Here is a 14,921-nt window from a genome sequence, read left to right on the forward strand (position 1 = left end):
TCACCCGAGCCAAGGAGGAGTCAGCAGATGGCACACAAGAAGGGTGCGTCCTCGACCCGCAACGGTCGTGACTCGAACGCGCAGCGCCTGGGCGTCAAGCGCTTCGGCGGCCAGGTCGTCGGAGCGGGCGAGATCATCGTCCGGCAGCGCGGGACCCACTTCCACCCCGGCGAGGGAGTCGGCCGCGGCGGTGACGACACGCTGTTCGCGCTCGTCCCCGGTGTCGTCGAGTTCGGCGCCAAGCGAGGCCGCAAGACCGTGAACATCGTCGGCCAGAGCGCGACCGTCGACGCCTGAGGCGCGGCACCACATACCTGATGAGACGCCGGGTCCGCCCGGCGCACGGCATCGGCGACGCCGGTGGGTCTGACACGACCCGCCGGCGTCGCGGTGTCTGCACCACCTGAGAGGATCTCCCCATGGCCAACTTCGTCGACCGGGTCGTGCTGCACCTGCGCGCCGGCAAGGGTGGCCACGGGGTGGCCTCGGTCCACCGCGAGAAGTTCAAGCCGCTCGGCGGCCCGGACGGCGGCAACGGCGGTCGTGGCGGTGACATCGTGCTGCGGGTGGACGCTCAGGTGACCACGCTCATCGACTACCACCACGGTCCCCACCGCAGCGCCCCCAACGGCCGTCCCGGCGAGGGTGACGAGCGCAACGGGGCCCAGGGGGAGGACCTCGTGCTCGCCGTGCCGTCGGGCACGGTCGTCACCACCCGTCGGGGAGAGGTCCTGGCGGACCTGGTCGGGGAGGGCACCGAGTTCGTCGCCGCGCGCGGCGGTCGCGGCGGGCTCGGCAACAAGGCTCTGGCCTCGCCGCGGCGCAAGGCGCCCGGCTTCGCGCTGCTCGGGGAGCCCGGTGAGGAGACCGAGGTCGTCCTCGAGCTCAAGACGCTGGCCGACGTGGCGCTCATCGGCTTCCCCTCGGCCGGCAAGTCCTCGCTGGTCAGCGTGCTCTCCGCCGCCAAGCCCAAGATCGCCGACTACCCCTTCACCACCTTGGTGCCCAACCTCGGGGTGGTCACGGCCGGCGGGGAGCGCTTCACCATGGCTGACGTGCCCGGGCTCATCCCCGGGGCGAGCGAGGGCAGGGGGCTGGGGCTGCAGTTCCTGCGGCACGTCGAACGCTGCCACGTCCTCGTGCACGTCATCGACTGCGCGACCCTGGAGCCGGGCCGGGACCCGCTGACCGACCTCGAGGTCATCGAGGCCGAGCTCGCGGCGTACGTGCCCCACGGCGAGCTCGGCGGCATCCCCCTCGCCGAGCGGGTGCGCGTGGTCGTCCTCAACAAGGCGGACGTCCCCGAGGCGCGGGAGCTCGCCGAGATGGTGCGCCCGGACCTGGAGGAGCAGGGGTATGAGGTGCACGTCGTGTCCGCGGTCGCGCACCAGGGCCTCAAGGAGCTGACCTTCGCGCTGGCCGGTCACGTGGCCCGGGCCCGCGCCGAGCACGTCGACACCGAGCCCGCGCGGGTCGTCATCCGGCCCCGGGCGCTGGACGACCAGGGCTTCACCGTGCGCCGCGAGGGCGGTGGCGAGGAGGAGGTCTTCCGGGTGCTGGGGGAGCGGCCCACGCGCTGGGTGCGGCAGACCGACTTCGCCAACGACGAGGCCGTCGGCTACCTCGCCGACCGGCTCGGCCGGCTCGGCGTCGAGGAGGAGCTGCTCAAGGCGGGGGCGGTCGCCGGCTCGACGGTGCTCATCGGCCCCGAGGACGACGCCGTCGTCTTCGACTGGGAGCCGACCATGGCCGGTGGTGCCGAGCTGCTGGGCAGCCGTGGCACGGACCTGCGCCTGGACGACCGCTCCCGCCCGACCCGCGCCGAGAAGCGCGAGGCCTTCCACGACCGCAAGGACGCCGCCAGCGCGGCGCGCGAGGAGCTGCAGGCCGAGCGTCGTGCCGGCCACTGGACGGACGACGACTGAGGCGTCCCCCCGCCGACGTGGATGCATGAGTATGCATGCCGGTGGAATAGTATTCGTCCCATGGCCTCGACCGTCGACCGCAGCGTCATCCGGGACGCGCACCGCATGGTCGTCAAGGTCGGCTCGTCCTCGCTGACCGGGCCGCAGGGCGGTCTGGACGGCTTCCGCCTGCAGGCGCTCGCCAGCAGCCTGGCCAAGCTGTCGCTGGGCGGGACGCAGGTCGTCCTGGTGTCCTCGGGCGCGATCGCCGCCGGCATGGTGCCGCTGGGTCTGGAGCGCAGGCCGAAGGACCTCGCGACCCAGCAGGCCGCCGCGAGCACCGGCCAAGGGGCGCTCATGGCGGCCTACACCCAGGCCTTCACCCTCCATGGGGTCCAGGTGGGACAGGTGCTGCTGACGGCTCACGACATGCACCGGCGCAGCCACTACGTCAACGCCTCACGCACCCTCGAGCGCCTGCTGGAGCTGGAGGTGGTGCCCATCATCAACGAGAACGACACGGTGGCCACCGACGAGATCCGCTTCGGTGACAACGACCGGCTCGCCGCCCTCGTCGCCCACCTGGTCGACGCGGACGCCCTGGTGCTGCTGTCCGACGTGGACGCGCTCTACACCGCCCACCCGTCCCGACCGGGATCCTCCCGCATCCCCCTGGTGGCCGGTGCCGAGGCGCTGGCCGCCGTCGATGTGAGCAGCGCCGGGTCGAGCGTGGGCACCGGGGGGATGCAGACCAAGGTCACCGCCGCACAGATGGCCGTCGCCGAGGGCATCCCCGCCCTCGTCACCAGCACCGACCAGGTCCACCAGGCGCTGCGCGGCGAGGACGTGGGCACGCTCTTCACCCCGGTCGGCACCAAGAGCCCGGCGCGGCGGCGGTGGCTGGCGCACGCCAGCAGCGCGACCGGCAGGGTCGTCCTCGACGACGGGGCCGTGGAGGCGGTCGTGCGGCGGCAGACCTCGCTGCTCCCCGTGGGCATCACCCGGGTCGAGGGCCGCTTCCGCGCGGGCGACACCGTCGACCTGTGCGACGAGCGGGGCCGCGTCGTGGCCCGCGGGCTCGTCGGCTACGACGCGGCGGAGCTGGGCCCGCTCGTCGGCCGCCGGCTCGTCCGTGACGCGGCGCTGCGCTCCGGCGCACCCGCACCACGGCCGGTCGTCCGCCGGGACGACCTCGTCGTCCTCTGACCACACGTCATACCGTCACCGGCCCACCGGATCAGGAGGTCCACATGAGCACCATCGCCCCCCAGGTCGTCGAGCACGTCGCCGAGGTCGCCCGGGCCGCACGCACCGCGGCCCGCCAGCTCGCGCTGCTCACCCGTGCCGAGAAGGACGCCGCCCTGCTCGCGCTCGCGGACGCCGTCGACGCCGGCGCGGACCGGGTGGTGCAGGCCAACCAGGAGGACCTGGAGCGCGGCCGCGCCGCCGGACTGCCGGAGAACCTGCTGGACCGTCTCACCCTGGACGCGGACCGCACCCACGCCGTCGCGGACGCCCTGCGTCAGGTCGCCTCGCTGCCCGACCCCGTCGGCGAGGTGGTGCGGGGGTCCACCCTGGCCAACGGGCTGCAGATCCGCCAGGTGCGCGTCCCCATGGGGGTGGTGGGCATGATCTACGAAGCCCGCCCCAACGTCACGGTCGACGCGGCCGGGCTGGGGCTCAAGAGCGGCAACGCCGTCATCCTGCGCGGCGGGTCCGCCGCCGGGTCCACCAACGCCGCCCTCGTCGCCATCCTGCGGGCCGGCCTGGAGGAGCGGGGGATCTCGCCCGACGCCGTCAACCTGCTCTCCGAGGGCGGCCACGACGCCGCGCGGGCCCTCATGACCGCCCGCGGACTCGTCGACCTCGTCATCCCCCGCGGCGGCGCCAGCCTCATCCAGACGGTCGTCACCGAGTCGACGGTGCCGGTCATCGAGACCGGCATCGGCAACTGCCACGTCGTCGTCGACGCCAGCGCCGACCCCGACATGGCGGTCTCGATCGTCACCAACTCCAAGACGCACCGCACCTCGGTGTGCAACGCGGCCGAGTCCCTCCTGGTCCACCGTGACGCCGCCGAGCGGGTGCTGCCCGGTGTCATGGAGCAGCTGGCGGCCGCCGGGGTGACGGTGCACGGTGACGAGCAGACGAGACGGTATGCCGAGGCCGCCGGGGCGGCGTACCAGCCGATCACCGACGAGGACGACGACACCGAGTTCCTCTCCCTGGACATCTCGGCCAGGGTCGTCGAGGACCTGGACGCCGCCATCGCCCACGTCCAGGAGCACACCAGCGGCCACACCGAGGCCATCGTGACGGCCGACCGTGCGGCCGCGCGCCGGTTCACCACCGAGGTCGACGCCGCCGCGGTGCTGGTCAACGCCTCCACCCGGTTCACCGACGGCGGAGAGTTCGGCTTCGGTGCCGAGATCGGCATCTCCACGCAGAAGCTGCACGCCCGCGGACCCATGGCGCTGCCGGAGCTGACGACGACCAAGTGGGTCGTCGAGGGCGACGGCCAGGTGCGCTGAGCCGCCCTGGCACCGCGTGCCGCCAGGTACAGTGGTCCCCATGTCGCCTGCGCTGAGCCTGCACCTCCTCGCCGCCGCCGAGGAAGGCGGACACCACGTCGTCAACGAGCTGCCGTTCCCGCCGATCATGTTCGGCGTCATCGCCATGCTCGCCTTCATCCTGCTGCTGGGCTTCCTCTGGACCTTCCGCAACACCCTGGCCCTGGACCCGCACGGGGTGGCCGACGCGCACCACAACCCCGACATGGGCCGAGACCAGCACTGATGCGGCTCGGAGTGATGGGTGGGACCTTCGACCCCATCCACCACGGCCACCTCGTGGCCGCGAGCGAGGCGGCCCATCTCCTCGGGCTCGACGAGGTGCTCTTCGTCCCCACCGGGCAGCCCTACCGCAAGGACGCGAGCGAGGTGACCGACGCCGAGCACCGCTACCTCATGACGGTCATCGCGACCGCGTCCAACCCCAGCTTCACCGTCAGCCGGGTGGACGTGGACCGCGAGGGCCCCACCTACACCCTGGACACCCTGCGCGACCTGCGGGACGAACGCCCGGACGACGAGCTGTTCTTCATCACCGGTGCCGACGCGCTGGCCCAGATCCTGTCCTGGAAGGGTGTCTCCCAGCTGTGGGAGCTCGCCCACTTCGTCGGGGTCACCCGCCCGGGGCACGTCCTCACCGACGCCGGACTGCCGGAGGACAAGGTGACCCTCCTGGAGGTCCCGGCGATGGCCATCAGCTCCACCGGGTGCCGTGAACGCACCGCGCAGGGCGAGCCGGTGTGGTACCTCGTGCCCGACGGCGTCGTCCAGTACATCGGCAAGTACGACCTCTACCGGAAGGACCCCTGAGTGGCAGCCACCCCACGTGCCGTCGAGCTGGCCCAGGCCGCGGCGGCCGCGGCCCAGGACAAGCTGGCCCAGGACGTCGTCGGTCTCGACGTGTCCGGCCAGCTCGCCCTGACCGACGTCTTCGTCATCGCCTCGGCCCCCAACGAGCGACAGGTCGGCGCCGTCGTGGACGCCGTCGAGGAGCGGCTGCTGCAGCTGGGCGCCAAGCCGCTGCGCCGCGAGGGCCAGCACGAGGGGCGGTGGGTGCTGCTCGACTTCAGCGACATCGTCGTGCACGTCATGCACGCCGAGGACCGGGAGTTCTACGACCTCGAGCGGCTCTGGAAGGACTGCCCGCACGTGCTGGACGCCACCGCTGCTCCGGCCGCCCCCGACGAGGCCTGAGCAGGGGTATGCGGCGGGTCATCGTCTGGAGGCACGGCGAGACGGCGCACAACGCCGGCGGCGTGTTCCAGGGGCAGCTGGACACCGAGCTCTCCGAGCGCGGCCGCGAGCAGGCGCGCCGGGCGGCGCGCGCCCTCGCCGGGCGCGGTGCCGCACGTCTCGTCTCCTCCGACCTCCTGCGCGCCCGGCAGACCGCCTCCGAGCTGGCGGCGGTGACCGGCCTCGAGGTCGAGCCGGACGAGCGGCTGCGCGAGATCCACGTCGGTCGCTGGCAGGGCCTGACCCACGCCGAGGTGACCTCCCGCTACCCGCAGGCCCAGCTGGCCCTCGAGCGCGGTGAGGACGTCGTCCGGGGGGAGACGGGGGAGCGGCTCGCCGACGTCGCAGCCCGCACCCACGCCGCCTTCGAGGACGTCGTCGCCGGGCTGCACGAGCACGGCACCGCGGTGCTGGCCACCCACGGCCTGGCGACCCGCGCCCTGGTGTGCGCGGTGGTGGGCCTCGACGTGGCCCAGGCCTCCCAAGCCCTCGTGGGCCTGCGCAACTGCCACTGGGCCGACCTCGTCGAGCACCCCACCGGGTGGCGGCTGGAGACGTGGAACACCGGTGCCCCGGACGCCCCCGCGGCGGGGACCATCGCCCACCCCGTGCCGTGAGCAGGGATTTGGCGATTGCCGAACCCGCTGGGTAAAGTAGCGGAGTCCTCACGGGGCGACCCGGGGCTGTGGCGCAGTTGGTAGCGCACCTCCATGGCATGGAGGGGGTCAGGGGTTCGAATCCCCTCAGCTCCACCGGATCAGGGCCGGGCACCCAGGTGCCCGGCCCTTCTCGTTGCCGCAGAGAGGTGTGCCGTGGCCAGGCGGGGTGGTGCAGGTGCCGTCGACCCGGGGTTCCGGCTGCGGGACGTCGCGCTCCCCGCCTTCGCCCCCACGGTCGTCAACGCCGTCGGTCTGGGCGCCATCACCCCCGTGCTGGCCCTGCTCGCGCGTGACCTGGGGGCCAGCATCGGCGAGGCCGCCTTCGTCGTGGCCCTGCTCGGGGTGGGCAGCCTGCTGGGCGCTCTGCCCGCGGGGGCGCTCGTCGCCAGGATCGGGGAGCGGCGGGCCATGGTGCTCGCGGGCGTGGCCGACGCGCTGGCCCTCGTCGTCGTCGCCCTGGCGCCCTCGCTGGTGGTGCTGGGTGCGGGGGTCGTTGCCAGCGGGATGACCTGGGCGGTGTTCCTGCTGGCCCGGCAGGGCTTCCTCATCGTCGTCGCCCCCGTCCACCTGCGGGCCCGGGCCATGTCGACGCTCGGCGGCTCGCACCGCATCGGGGGGTTCCTCGGTCCGGTCCTCGGCGGCGTGCTGCTGGCGGTGACGGGGGAGCTGCGCTCGGTCTTCTGGCTGGCGGCAGCGATGGCCCTGCTCTCCGCCGTCGTCGTGCAGCTGGCGCCGGACCTCACGGCCGGGCACGAGCGCGCCGCGCGGGCAGACGGCGCCCGTCCCGCCCGCGTGCTGGCCGTGCTGCGACACCACTGGCGCACCCTGGCCTCGGTCGGCAGCGCGGTCGTCGTCATCTCCGGGGCGCGGTCCCTGCGGATGGTCCTGCTGCCGCTGTGGGCCGACCACGTGGGGATCTCCGCCGCGACGACCTCGCTCGTCTTCGGGGCCGCGGCCCTGCTGGAGATCTGCCTCTTCTACCCCGCGGGATGGGCCATGGACCGGGCCGGCCGCACCGTCGTGGCCGTGCCCGTGGTCGCGCTCATCGGGCTGGGGGTGGTGCTGCTGCCGCTCGCCGGCGCCGTCACCGGGTTCACCCTGCTGGCGCTGCTCATGGCGGTCGGCAACGGGCTCGGCTCCGGGATCGTCATGACGTTGGGGGCCGACACGGCCCCGGAGGAGGGCCGGGCGCAGTACCTCGGTGGCTACCGGCTCGCGGGGGACGTCGGCGGGCTCGGGGGCCCGCTGCTCGTGTCCGGGCTCTCGCTCGTGGTCCCGCTCGCCGCGGTCTGCGTCGTCGTGGGCTCCCTCTGCCTGCTCGGCACCGGTTGGGTGGCGCACCGGGTCGGCCGCATCGACCGCCGACGCCGGGTCCGGGTGGCTCAGAGCGCGGGGTAGTGCCGGCGGACCTGCGCCACGACGCGGTCGAAGATCACCCGGTCCAGCTGTGCCCCCGTGCGGCGCACCGCGCTGGGCTCCAGCCGCAGCAGCCGGTCGACCCGGGCCTCGCTGGGCCGCCGCCGGTGGTCCCACCCGCCGCTGCCGACGTCGATCCAGTGTCGTCCCGCCCTGGCCTCCTGCGCGGCGTCGCGGTCGTGGTCCTGGCTGGTCAGCTGCAGGGCCAGCAGCAGGGGACCCTCCCGGCCGATGACGAGCACCGGGCGGTCCTTGCCCTGGCTCGCGTCCTCCTCGTACGGCACCCACGCCCACACCACCTCGCCCGGGTCCGCCCGGTCGTCCGCGACGGGGGCGTAGCCCAACCGGGCGCCGGTGCCCGGGCCGGGCCGGGGGCCGTCCGTCCCGTCCCGCTGCCGCCGCGTCGTCGCGCGCCCCGCCGTCCGGGCGGCACGCAGCAGCACCCGGCCCACGTCCCGTGCCCTCATGACGCGTCGCCCAGACCGCCGGCGATGCGCCGCAGCACGGGGACGACCTCGCGGGCCCGCTCGCGGGTGAGCCGCTCGGTGGGCCCGCTGACCGACAGGGCCACCTCGAGCCCGCCGACCGGCACCGGCACCGCCACGCACCGCACCCCGAGCTCCTGCTCCTCGTCGTCGAGCGCGAAGCCCTGCTCGCGGACGGCGGCCAGCTCGGTGGTGAGCGCCGCCACGGTGGTGAGGGTATGCCGTGTCCTCGCCTCCAGCGGCCGGTGCGCCAGGAGCTCGGGCCACGTGTCGCCGGGGCGCGCGGCGAGCGCGACCTTGCCGACCGCGGTGGAGTGCAACGGCACCCGGCGGCCGACCTCGGCGAAGATCCGCAGGGTGTGGGGGGAGGGGGACTGCGCGACGTAGACCATGGCCTCCCCCTCCCGCACCGCCAGGTTGGCGGTCTCCCCGGTCTCCACGACGGCCTCGCGCAGCGCCGGAGCAGCCGCCGTGCCCAGGGCCCGGTAGGACGCGTCACCCACCCGCAGGGCCGCCGGGCCGACGGCGTACCGCCGGTCGGCGTCCTGCCGGACCCACCCGCGTGCGGCCAGCCCGGAGACGAGGCGGTGCGTCGTGCCGGGCGCCAGGCCCACCTCGCGGGCGATCTCGGTGACCCCGAGGGGGGAGGTGCTCGCGAGCAGCTCGACGATGTCGAGGGCGCGGTCGACGGACTGCACGCCGCGGGGCCGCTCGTGGTCGCGGATCATCGGTCCGTGCCCTCCCCCCGCGGTCCTGACGACGTTCCGGGCAGCGGGACCCCGCGGATGGACGCGTCCAGCACCACCGCCGTGTGGACGAAGGGCACCGGGTGCCCGGCGCGTTCGAGCGCCCGGCTGATCTGCATGAGGCACCCGGGGTTGGCGGTGACGACGAGCCCGGCCCCGGTGCGCAGGATGCTCGCGGCCTTGCGGTCGCCGAGCTCGGTCGCCGGCTCGGGCTGGAGGATGTTGTAGACGCCCGCGGACCCGCAGCAGATCTCCCCGTCCGGGATCTCGACGAGATCCACCCCCGGTATGCCGCCGAGCAGCTCGCGCGGGGCGTCCATCACGCCCTGGGCGTGCCGCAGGTGGCAGGCGTCGTGGTAGGCAAGGGTGACGGGCGAGGTGGTCGTGGTCAGCGGGTGCCGCGGAGCCACGGGACCCAGCTCGACGAGGAGCTCGGCGAGGTCGCGCACCCGCTCGGCGAAGGCCCGGGCGCGGACGGCGTAGTCCGGGTCGTCGGCGAGCAGCTCGGCATACTCCTTCATCGTGGACCCGCATCCGGCGGAGTTGACGACGACGACGTCGACCCCGGCCTCGTCGAAGGTGTCGACGAGGCGCCGGGCGAAGGACCGGCCCTCCTCCTCGCGGCCGGTGTGCACCGAGAGCGCGCCGCAGCAGCCCTGGGTGGCGGGGGCGACCACCTCGCACCCCTCCGCGGCGAGCACCCGGACGGTCGCGGCGTTGACCTCCCCGAAGAACTCGCGCTGCACGCACCCGGTCAGCATCCCCACCACCGCGCGGCGGGGCCCCTGCGCCGGGGTGCGGGGCGGCACGGTGACCCTGGGGCCCAGCGGCGGCGCCAGGGACTGCATGACCTCCAGCCCAGGGCTGACCCGGCCCACCAGGCCGGTCCGGCGCAGCAGGCCGAGGACGCCCGAGCGCTGCGCGGCGCGCAACGGCCCCCGCAGCAGCCGCAGCCGGGCGGGGTAGGGGAAGAGGGCGAAGATGAGCGCGCGCAGGGCGCGGTCACGACGGGGCCGGGTGACCCGGCGCTCGACCTGGGCCCGGGTCTGCTCCAGGAGGCGGTCGTAGCGCACCCCCGAGGGGCAGCTCGTCACGCAGGCCATGCAGCCGAGGCAGGCGTCGAGGTGCCCGACCGTCGCGGCGGTCAGGGGAGCCCCCTCGGAGGCGGACCGGATGAGGTCGATGCGGCCCCGGGGGCTGTCCATCTCCTCGCCCCAGAGCTGGTAGGTGGGGCAGGTGGTCAGGCAGAAGCCGCAGTGCACGCAGTCGTCGAGCAGGTCCGGGTCGGGCGGCCGCAGGGCGTCGAAGGCCGGGTCGGCCACGACGGGGGAGGCGGTCCCGCGGACCCGGGGCATCCCGAGCAGCGTGCGCCGGGGGCGGGGTCCGGGCTCGGCAGTCATCACAGTCCTCCCACGAAGCGTCCGGGGGCCAGGGTGCGTCCGGGGTCGAACTGCGCCTTCACCCGGCGCATGAGCTCCAGCCCGGGCACCGGGCCCCAGGTGCCGGCCGGGTCGAGGGCGGACTTCACCGCGGGCGGGGCGTCGAGGACGACCGTGGACCCACCCAGGCCCGTCGTGGCCGCCCGCACCGCCGCCACCGCCTCCAGGACCGCCGGTACCGGGGTCGGCTCGGGCAGCGTGGCGCGCAGCGCGCCCACCCCGGCGGACCCGGTGACGGTGAGCCCGTGGTCGTTCGCGACCTGCACCAGCTCGGGTATGCCGCTGAGCCGCGCGGTGACCGTGAGCAGGGTGGGCCGTCCCGCGACCTCCTCGTCGGTGGACCTGGGCGCGGCGCCCGGGACGACGGGGGCGACCTCCTGGAGGTCGGTGCGCTCGGGGTCGGCGACGGCGACGGCGTCACCGGCGAGACCGGGGGCGGACAGCTCGGCGGCGAGCAGGTCGGCCCGGCGCTGCGTGCTCCCGGGGCCGCCGCCCAGGCCGACCGACACCCGGACGTCCTTCCCCGGCCGGGCGTGCAGGTCGAGGGTGTGCGGCGCGAGCTGGCCGGCGACGAGGTGCGCGAGCACCGGTGCCAGGCGCCCCCGCGGCACGAGGGCGTGCACCTGGCGGACCTCCGACGGCTCGGGGTGCAGCCGCACGGTGACCTCGGTGATGACCGCCAAGGTGCCGAAGGACCCGGTGACCAGCTTGCCGAGGTCGTAGCCCGCGACGTTCTTGACGACCTTGCCGCCGGCCCGGGCGACGGTCCCGTCGGCGAGCACGAGACGCACCCCGATGACGAGGTCGCGCAGCGGCCCCGCCCGCAGCCGCCGGGGTCCGGAGAGGTTCGTCGCCACCGCCCCGCCGAGGGTCGAACCGCCCGCCGTCGTCCCGCGCCCGACCGCGAGGTCGTCGACCACCAGCTCGTGCCGCGCCCCGGCGAGCAGGTGGCGCAGCCGGGACAGCGGCATACCGGCACCGGCCGTCGCGACGAGGTCGCCGCGGGAGTGCTCGACGAGCTGCGCCATCGCGCCCGTCTCCAGGACGACGTCCACCCGCTCCGGCGGACGCCCCCACCCCAGCTTGCTCCCGTGGCCGCGGACCACCACGGCCAGCCCGTGCGCCGAGCACGTCCGCAGCAGCGCGGAGGTCTCCTGCGCCGACGCCGGCCGCGCCACCACCTGGGACGGGACGCCGTCGACGGCGTCCTCGTCGCCGGCCGGCCGCACGGCGCAGGTCGCCGCGAGCAGGCGCTCGATCGTCATCAGAAGACCTCGGCCCCGCCGACGGCCGGCTCGTCCGCGGCGTGCACCACCCGTGGGCGCTCGCCGCACATCCGCGGCGTGGGGTAGATCTTGCCCGGGTTGGCCAGGCCGTCCGGGTCGAAGGCGCACCGCAGCAGCTGCATGGTGTCGAGGTCGGCCGGCTCGAACATGCGCGGCATGTACCGCGCCTTGTCGGCACCCACCCCGTGCTCACCGGTGATGGACCCGCCGTGGGCGATGCACAGGTCGAGGATCATCCCGGACACCTCCTCGGCGCGACCGGTCGCCCCCTCCTCGTCGGCGTCGAAGAGCACGAGCGGGTGCAGGTTGCCGTCGCCGGCGTGGAAGACGTTGGCCACCCGGACCCCTCGGTCGGCGCTGATCCTGCCCATCTCCCGGAGCACCTCCGGGAGGGCGGTGCGGGGCACCACCCCGTCCTGGACGATGTAGTCCGGGGAGATCCGGCCCACCGCGGCGAACGCGGACTTGCGGCCTCGCCAGATCTCGGCGCGCTCGGCGGCGTCGGTCGCCGTCCGGAACTCCACGGCCCGCTGCTCGCGGCAGATCCGGCGTACCTGCTCCAGCTCGCCCTCGACCTCCAGGGCCGGCCCGTCCAGCTCCACGACGAGCACCGCCCCGGCCCCCTCGGGGTAGCCGCACGACACCGCCGCCTCCGCCGCCTCGATGGCGAGGGCGTCCATGATCTCCATCGCGGCGGGCACGATCCCTGCGGCGATGATCGCGCTGGTCGCCGCTCCCGCCTCGTCGGTGCTGGCGAAACCGGCCAGGCAGGTGCGGACCTCCTCGGGCAGCCGGGTCAGTCGGAGGGTGGCCCGGGTCGCGACGCCGAGCGTCCCCTCGCTGCCGACGAAGGCGCCGAGCAGGTCGTAGCCCGGGGGGTCCGGGGCCTCGGTGCCGAGGGTGACCTGCTCGCCGTCGGGGGTGACCACCTCGAGGGAGAGCACGTGCCCGGCGGTGAAGCCGTACTTGAGACAGTGCGCGCCGCCGGAGTTCTCCGCGACGTTGCCGCCGACGGAGCAGATCTGCTGGCTGCTGGGATCGGGCGCGAAGTAGTAGCCGTGGGGGTGCGCGGCCTTGCTCACGGCGAGGTTGACGACGCCGGGGTCCACCACGGCGCGCTGGTCCTGGGCGCGCACCTCGTGCAGCGTGCGCAGCCGGCTGGTGACGACCAGGACGCCGTCCGCGTGGGGCAGCGCACCTCCCGACAGGCCGGTGCCGGAGCCCCGGGCGACGAAGGGGACGTGGTGGCGCGCGCAGGAGCGGAGGACCTGCGCGACGTGGTCCGCGCTCTCCACCAGGACCACCAGCGCGGGTCGGACGCGGTAGGCCGCCAGCCCGTCGCAGGCATACGTCTCGCGCTCGGCGGGGTCGGTGACCAGGACATGGTCGGGCAGGAGGCCACGCAGCTCCTGCAGGAGTGCGGGGATCCCCGTCCGTGCGTCCGTCTGCGTCATCGCCTGCCTCCTCGGTGCACCCTCGGCCCAGCGTAGGTCACCGTCGCCGGTCGGCTCAGGGCATCGTCTCGTAGGCCGGGACGGTGAGGAAGTCGACGAAGTCGTCAGCGACGGCCACCTGGAGGAAGAGGTCGGTGGCCGCGCGGTCCTCCGACCCCTGGCCGGGCAGGTCGGCGAGCACCTCGTCCGTGAGCCGGCGGACGAGCTCGCGCGTCACCGTCTCGCCGGTATCCGCCAGCGTGACCCCCTGGTGGAGCCACTGCCAGACCTGGCTGCGGCTGATCTCGGCGGTCGCGGCGTCCTCCATGAGGTGGTGGATGCCGACGGCGCCTCGGCCGGTCAGCCAGGCGGAGAGGTACCGGATGCCCACCTCGATGTTGGCGCGCAGCCCTCGCTCGGTGACCTCACCGGGGGTGGCGGAGACGGCCAGCAGGTCGGCGGGACGGACCTGGACGTCCTCGCGGGTGCGGTCGAGCTGGTGCGGCCGGTCGCCCAGGACGCGGTCGAAGACCTCCCGGCAGGTGGGCACCATGCCGGGGTGCGCCACCCAGGAGCCGTCGAACCCGTCGTCGGCCTCGCGCTGCTTGTCGGCGGTGACCTTCTGGAAGGCCGCGGCGTTGACCTCCTCGTCCTTCGACGGGATGAAGGCCGCCATGCCCCCGATGGCGTGGGCACCGCGCCGGTGACAGGTCCTCACCAGCAGCTCGGTGTAGGCGCGCATGAACGGCGCCGTCATCGTCACGGCGGCCCGGTCGGGGAGCACGAAGTCCGCACCGCGGGTGCGGTAGGTCTTGATGACGCTGAAGAGATAGTCCCAGCGGCCGGCGTTGAGCCCGGCAGAGTGCTCGCGCAGCTCCCAGAGGATCTCCTCCATCTGGAAGGCCGCCGGGAAGGTCTCGATCAGGCAGGTGGCGCGGATCGTGCCGCGAGGCAGTCCGAGCGCCTCCTGCGCCAGGACGAAGGCGTCGTTCCACAGCCGGGCCTCGAGGTGGTGCTCCATCTTGGGCAGGTACAGGTAGGGGCCCTTGCCGGCGTCGAGCTGGGCCCGAGCGCTCGCGCACATGAAGAGGGCGAAGTCCACCAGGCCGCCGGCGACCCGCTGCCCGTCGACGGTGACGTGCTTCTCGTCCAGGTGCCAGCCCCGCGGCCGCATGACGATCGTCGGCAGACGGCCCTGGTCGGTGGTGGTCAGGGCGTACTCCTTGCCCTCGGGGGAGGTGTAGGTGATGGTGCCCAGGATCGCGTCGCGCAGGTTGATCTGGCCCTCGACGACGTTCTCCCACAACGGGGTGTTCGCATCCTCCTGGTCGGCCAGCCACACCCGGGCGCCGGAGTTCATCGCGTTGATCGTCATCTTGCGGTCGGTCGGTCCGGTCATCTCGACCCGCCGGTCCTCCAGCCCCGGTGCCGGGTCAGCGACCACCCAGGTGGGGTCGGCGCGCACGTGCTCGGTCTCGGGGAGGAGGTCGAGGTCCTCCCCGGCGGAGACCCGCGCGACCACCTCCGCGCGGGCGGTGAGGCGCTGTCGGCGACGCGGCTCCAGCTCCCGGTGCAGGGTGGCGACCAGCTCGAGCGCCGACCGGCTGAGGATCTGCTCGTAGCCGGGGCGGACGGCGCCGGTGACCTGGACGCCGTCCGGCAGATCCAGGACGGGGGTGGGTGGGGTCGTCATGAGCACCTCCGGCTATTCCACACAATGGAATGATGAGTTCGCTGAGTGAAACGATGG

15 protein-coding genes and 1 tRNA gene are annotated in these 14,921 nt (G+C 74.3%); 10 read left to right on the forward strand and 6 right to left on the reverse strand.

The annotated features are described in order from the left end of the window. The first annotated feature begins 27 nt into the window (after positions 1 to 27). From rpmA to Q0967_RS14815, 10 genes are all read left to right on the forward strand, one after another. Positions 28 to 297, forward strand: coding sequence for a 50S ribosomal protein L27 (gene rpmA / locus Q0967_RS14770; RefSeq protein WP_058892429.1), 270 nt, complete (start codon positions 28 to 30; stop codon positions 295 to 297). 122 nt (positions 298 to 419) lie between these two features. After that, entirely contained in the window at positions 420 to 1,925 is a 1,506-nt protein-coding gene (obgE, locus tag Q0967_RS14775; RefSeq protein WP_298751147.1) for a GTPase ObgE, read from the forward strand. A 60-nt stretch (positions 1,926 to 1,985) separates the two neighbouring features. Beyond that, a complete protein-coding gene (gene proB, locus Q0967_RS14780) occupies positions 1,986 to 3,110 on the forward strand; it encodes a glutamate 5-kinase (protein ID WP_298751149.1) in 1,125 nt (374 codons plus the stop codon). Then, positions 3,107 to 4,435: a glutamate-5-semialdehyde dehydrogenase gene (locus Q0967_RS14785; RefSeq protein WP_298751284.1), complete on the forward strand. Its 1,329-nt coding sequence runs from the start codon at positions 3,107 to 3,109 to the stop codon at positions 4,433 to 4,435. The genes proB and Q0967_RS14785 overlap by 4 nt, the downstream gene beginning before the upstream one ends. A gap of 40 nt (positions 4,436 to 4,475) precedes the next feature. Continuing rightward, positions 4,476 to 4,700, forward strand: coding sequence for a hypothetical protein (locus Q0967_RS14790; RefSeq protein ID WP_298751151.1), 225 nt, complete (start codon positions 4,476 to 4,478; stop codon positions 4,698 to 4,700). Next, positions 4,700 to 5,284 carry a nicotinate-nucleotide adenylyltransferase gene (gene nadD / locus Q0967_RS14795; protein WP_298751153.1) on the forward strand — a complete coding sequence of 195 codons (585 nt, stop codon included), beginning with the start codon at positions 4,700 to 4,702 and terminating at the stop codon, positions 5,282 to 5,284. The genes Q0967_RS14790 and nadD overlap by 1 nt, the downstream gene beginning before the upstream one ends. Next, positions 5,285 to 5,668: a ribosome silencing factor gene (rsfS, locus tag Q0967_RS14800; protein ID WP_298751155.1), complete on the forward strand. Its 384-nt coding sequence runs from the start codon at positions 5,285 to 5,287 to the stop codon at positions 5,666 to 5,668. 8 nt (positions 5,669 to 5,676) lie between these two features. Beyond that, entirely contained in the window at positions 5,677 to 6,324 is a 648-nt protein-coding gene (locus Q0967_RS14805) for a histidine phosphatase family protein (RefSeq protein WP_298751157.1), read from the forward strand. A gap of 62 nt (positions 6,325 to 6,386) precedes the next feature. Continuing rightward, positions 6,387 to 6,459 (forward strand) — tRNA-Ala (locus Q0967_RS14810). Between the two features lie 60 nt (positions 6,460 to 6,519). Next, positions 6,520 to 7,764 carry an MFS transporter gene (locus tag Q0967_RS14815; RefSeq protein ID WP_298751160.1) on the forward strand — a complete coding sequence of 415 codons (1,245 nt, stop codon included), beginning with the start codon at positions 6,520 to 6,522 and terminating at the stop codon, positions 7,762 to 7,764. Here Q0967_RS14815 and Q0967_RS14820 read toward each other — a convergent pair. Genes Q0967_RS14820 through aceB form a run of 6 tightly spaced genes read right to left on the reverse strand, consistent with a single transcriptional unit; the run spans position 7,749 to position 14,864 of the window. After that, a complete protein-coding gene (locus tag Q0967_RS14820) occupies positions 7,749 to 8,249 on the reverse strand; it encodes a type II toxin-antitoxin system PemK/MazF family toxin (protein WP_298751162.1) in 501 nt (166 codons plus the stop codon). The genes Q0967_RS14815 and Q0967_RS14820 overlap by 16 nt on opposite strands. Then, positions 8,246 to 8,995 (reverse strand): IclR family transcriptional regulator, encoded by a 750-nt coding sequence (locus Q0967_RS14825; protein ID WP_298751164.1) that lies wholly within the window; start codon positions 8,993 to 8,995, stop codon positions 8,246 to 8,248. The genes Q0967_RS14820 and Q0967_RS14825 overlap by 4 nt, the downstream gene beginning before the upstream one ends. Then, entirely contained in the window at positions 8,992 to 10,413 is a 1,422-nt protein-coding gene (locus Q0967_RS14830) for a (Fe-S)-binding protein (RefSeq protein ID WP_298751167.1), read from the reverse strand. Before Q0967_RS14830 ends, Q0967_RS14825 begins: the two co-directional genes overlap by 4 nt. Next, the gene (locus Q0967_RS14835; protein WP_298751169.1) at positions 10,413 to 11,717 is read right to left on the reverse strand and encodes an FAD-binding oxidoreductase; all 1,305 of its coding nucleotides are present in this window, start codon (positions 11,715 to 11,717) and stop codon (positions 10,413 to 10,415) included. Before Q0967_RS14835 ends, Q0967_RS14830 begins: the two co-directional genes overlap by 1 nt. After that, the gene (locus tag Q0967_RS14840) at positions 11,717 to 13,192 is read right to left on the reverse strand and encodes an FAD-linked oxidase C-terminal domain-containing protein (RefSeq protein ID WP_298751171.1); all 1,476 of its coding nucleotides are present in this window, start codon (positions 13,190 to 13,192) and stop codon (positions 11,717 to 11,719) included. The genes Q0967_RS14835 and Q0967_RS14840 overlap by 1 nt, the downstream gene beginning before the upstream one ends. Positions 13,193 to 13,247: 55 nt before the next feature. Next, positions 13,248 to 14,864 carry a malate synthase A gene (gene aceB, locus Q0967_RS14845; protein ID WP_298751173.1) on the reverse strand — a complete coding sequence of 539 codons (1,617 nt, stop codon included), beginning with the start codon at positions 14,862 to 14,864 and terminating at the stop codon, positions 13,248 to 13,250. Between the last annotated feature and the right edge of the window lie 57 nt (positions 14,865 to 14,921).

It is taken from the genome of uncultured Serinicoccus sp. (assembly GCF_947500995.1).
GTDB lineage: Bacteria > Actinomycetota > Actinomycetes > Actinomycetales > Dermatophilaceae > Ornithinicoccus.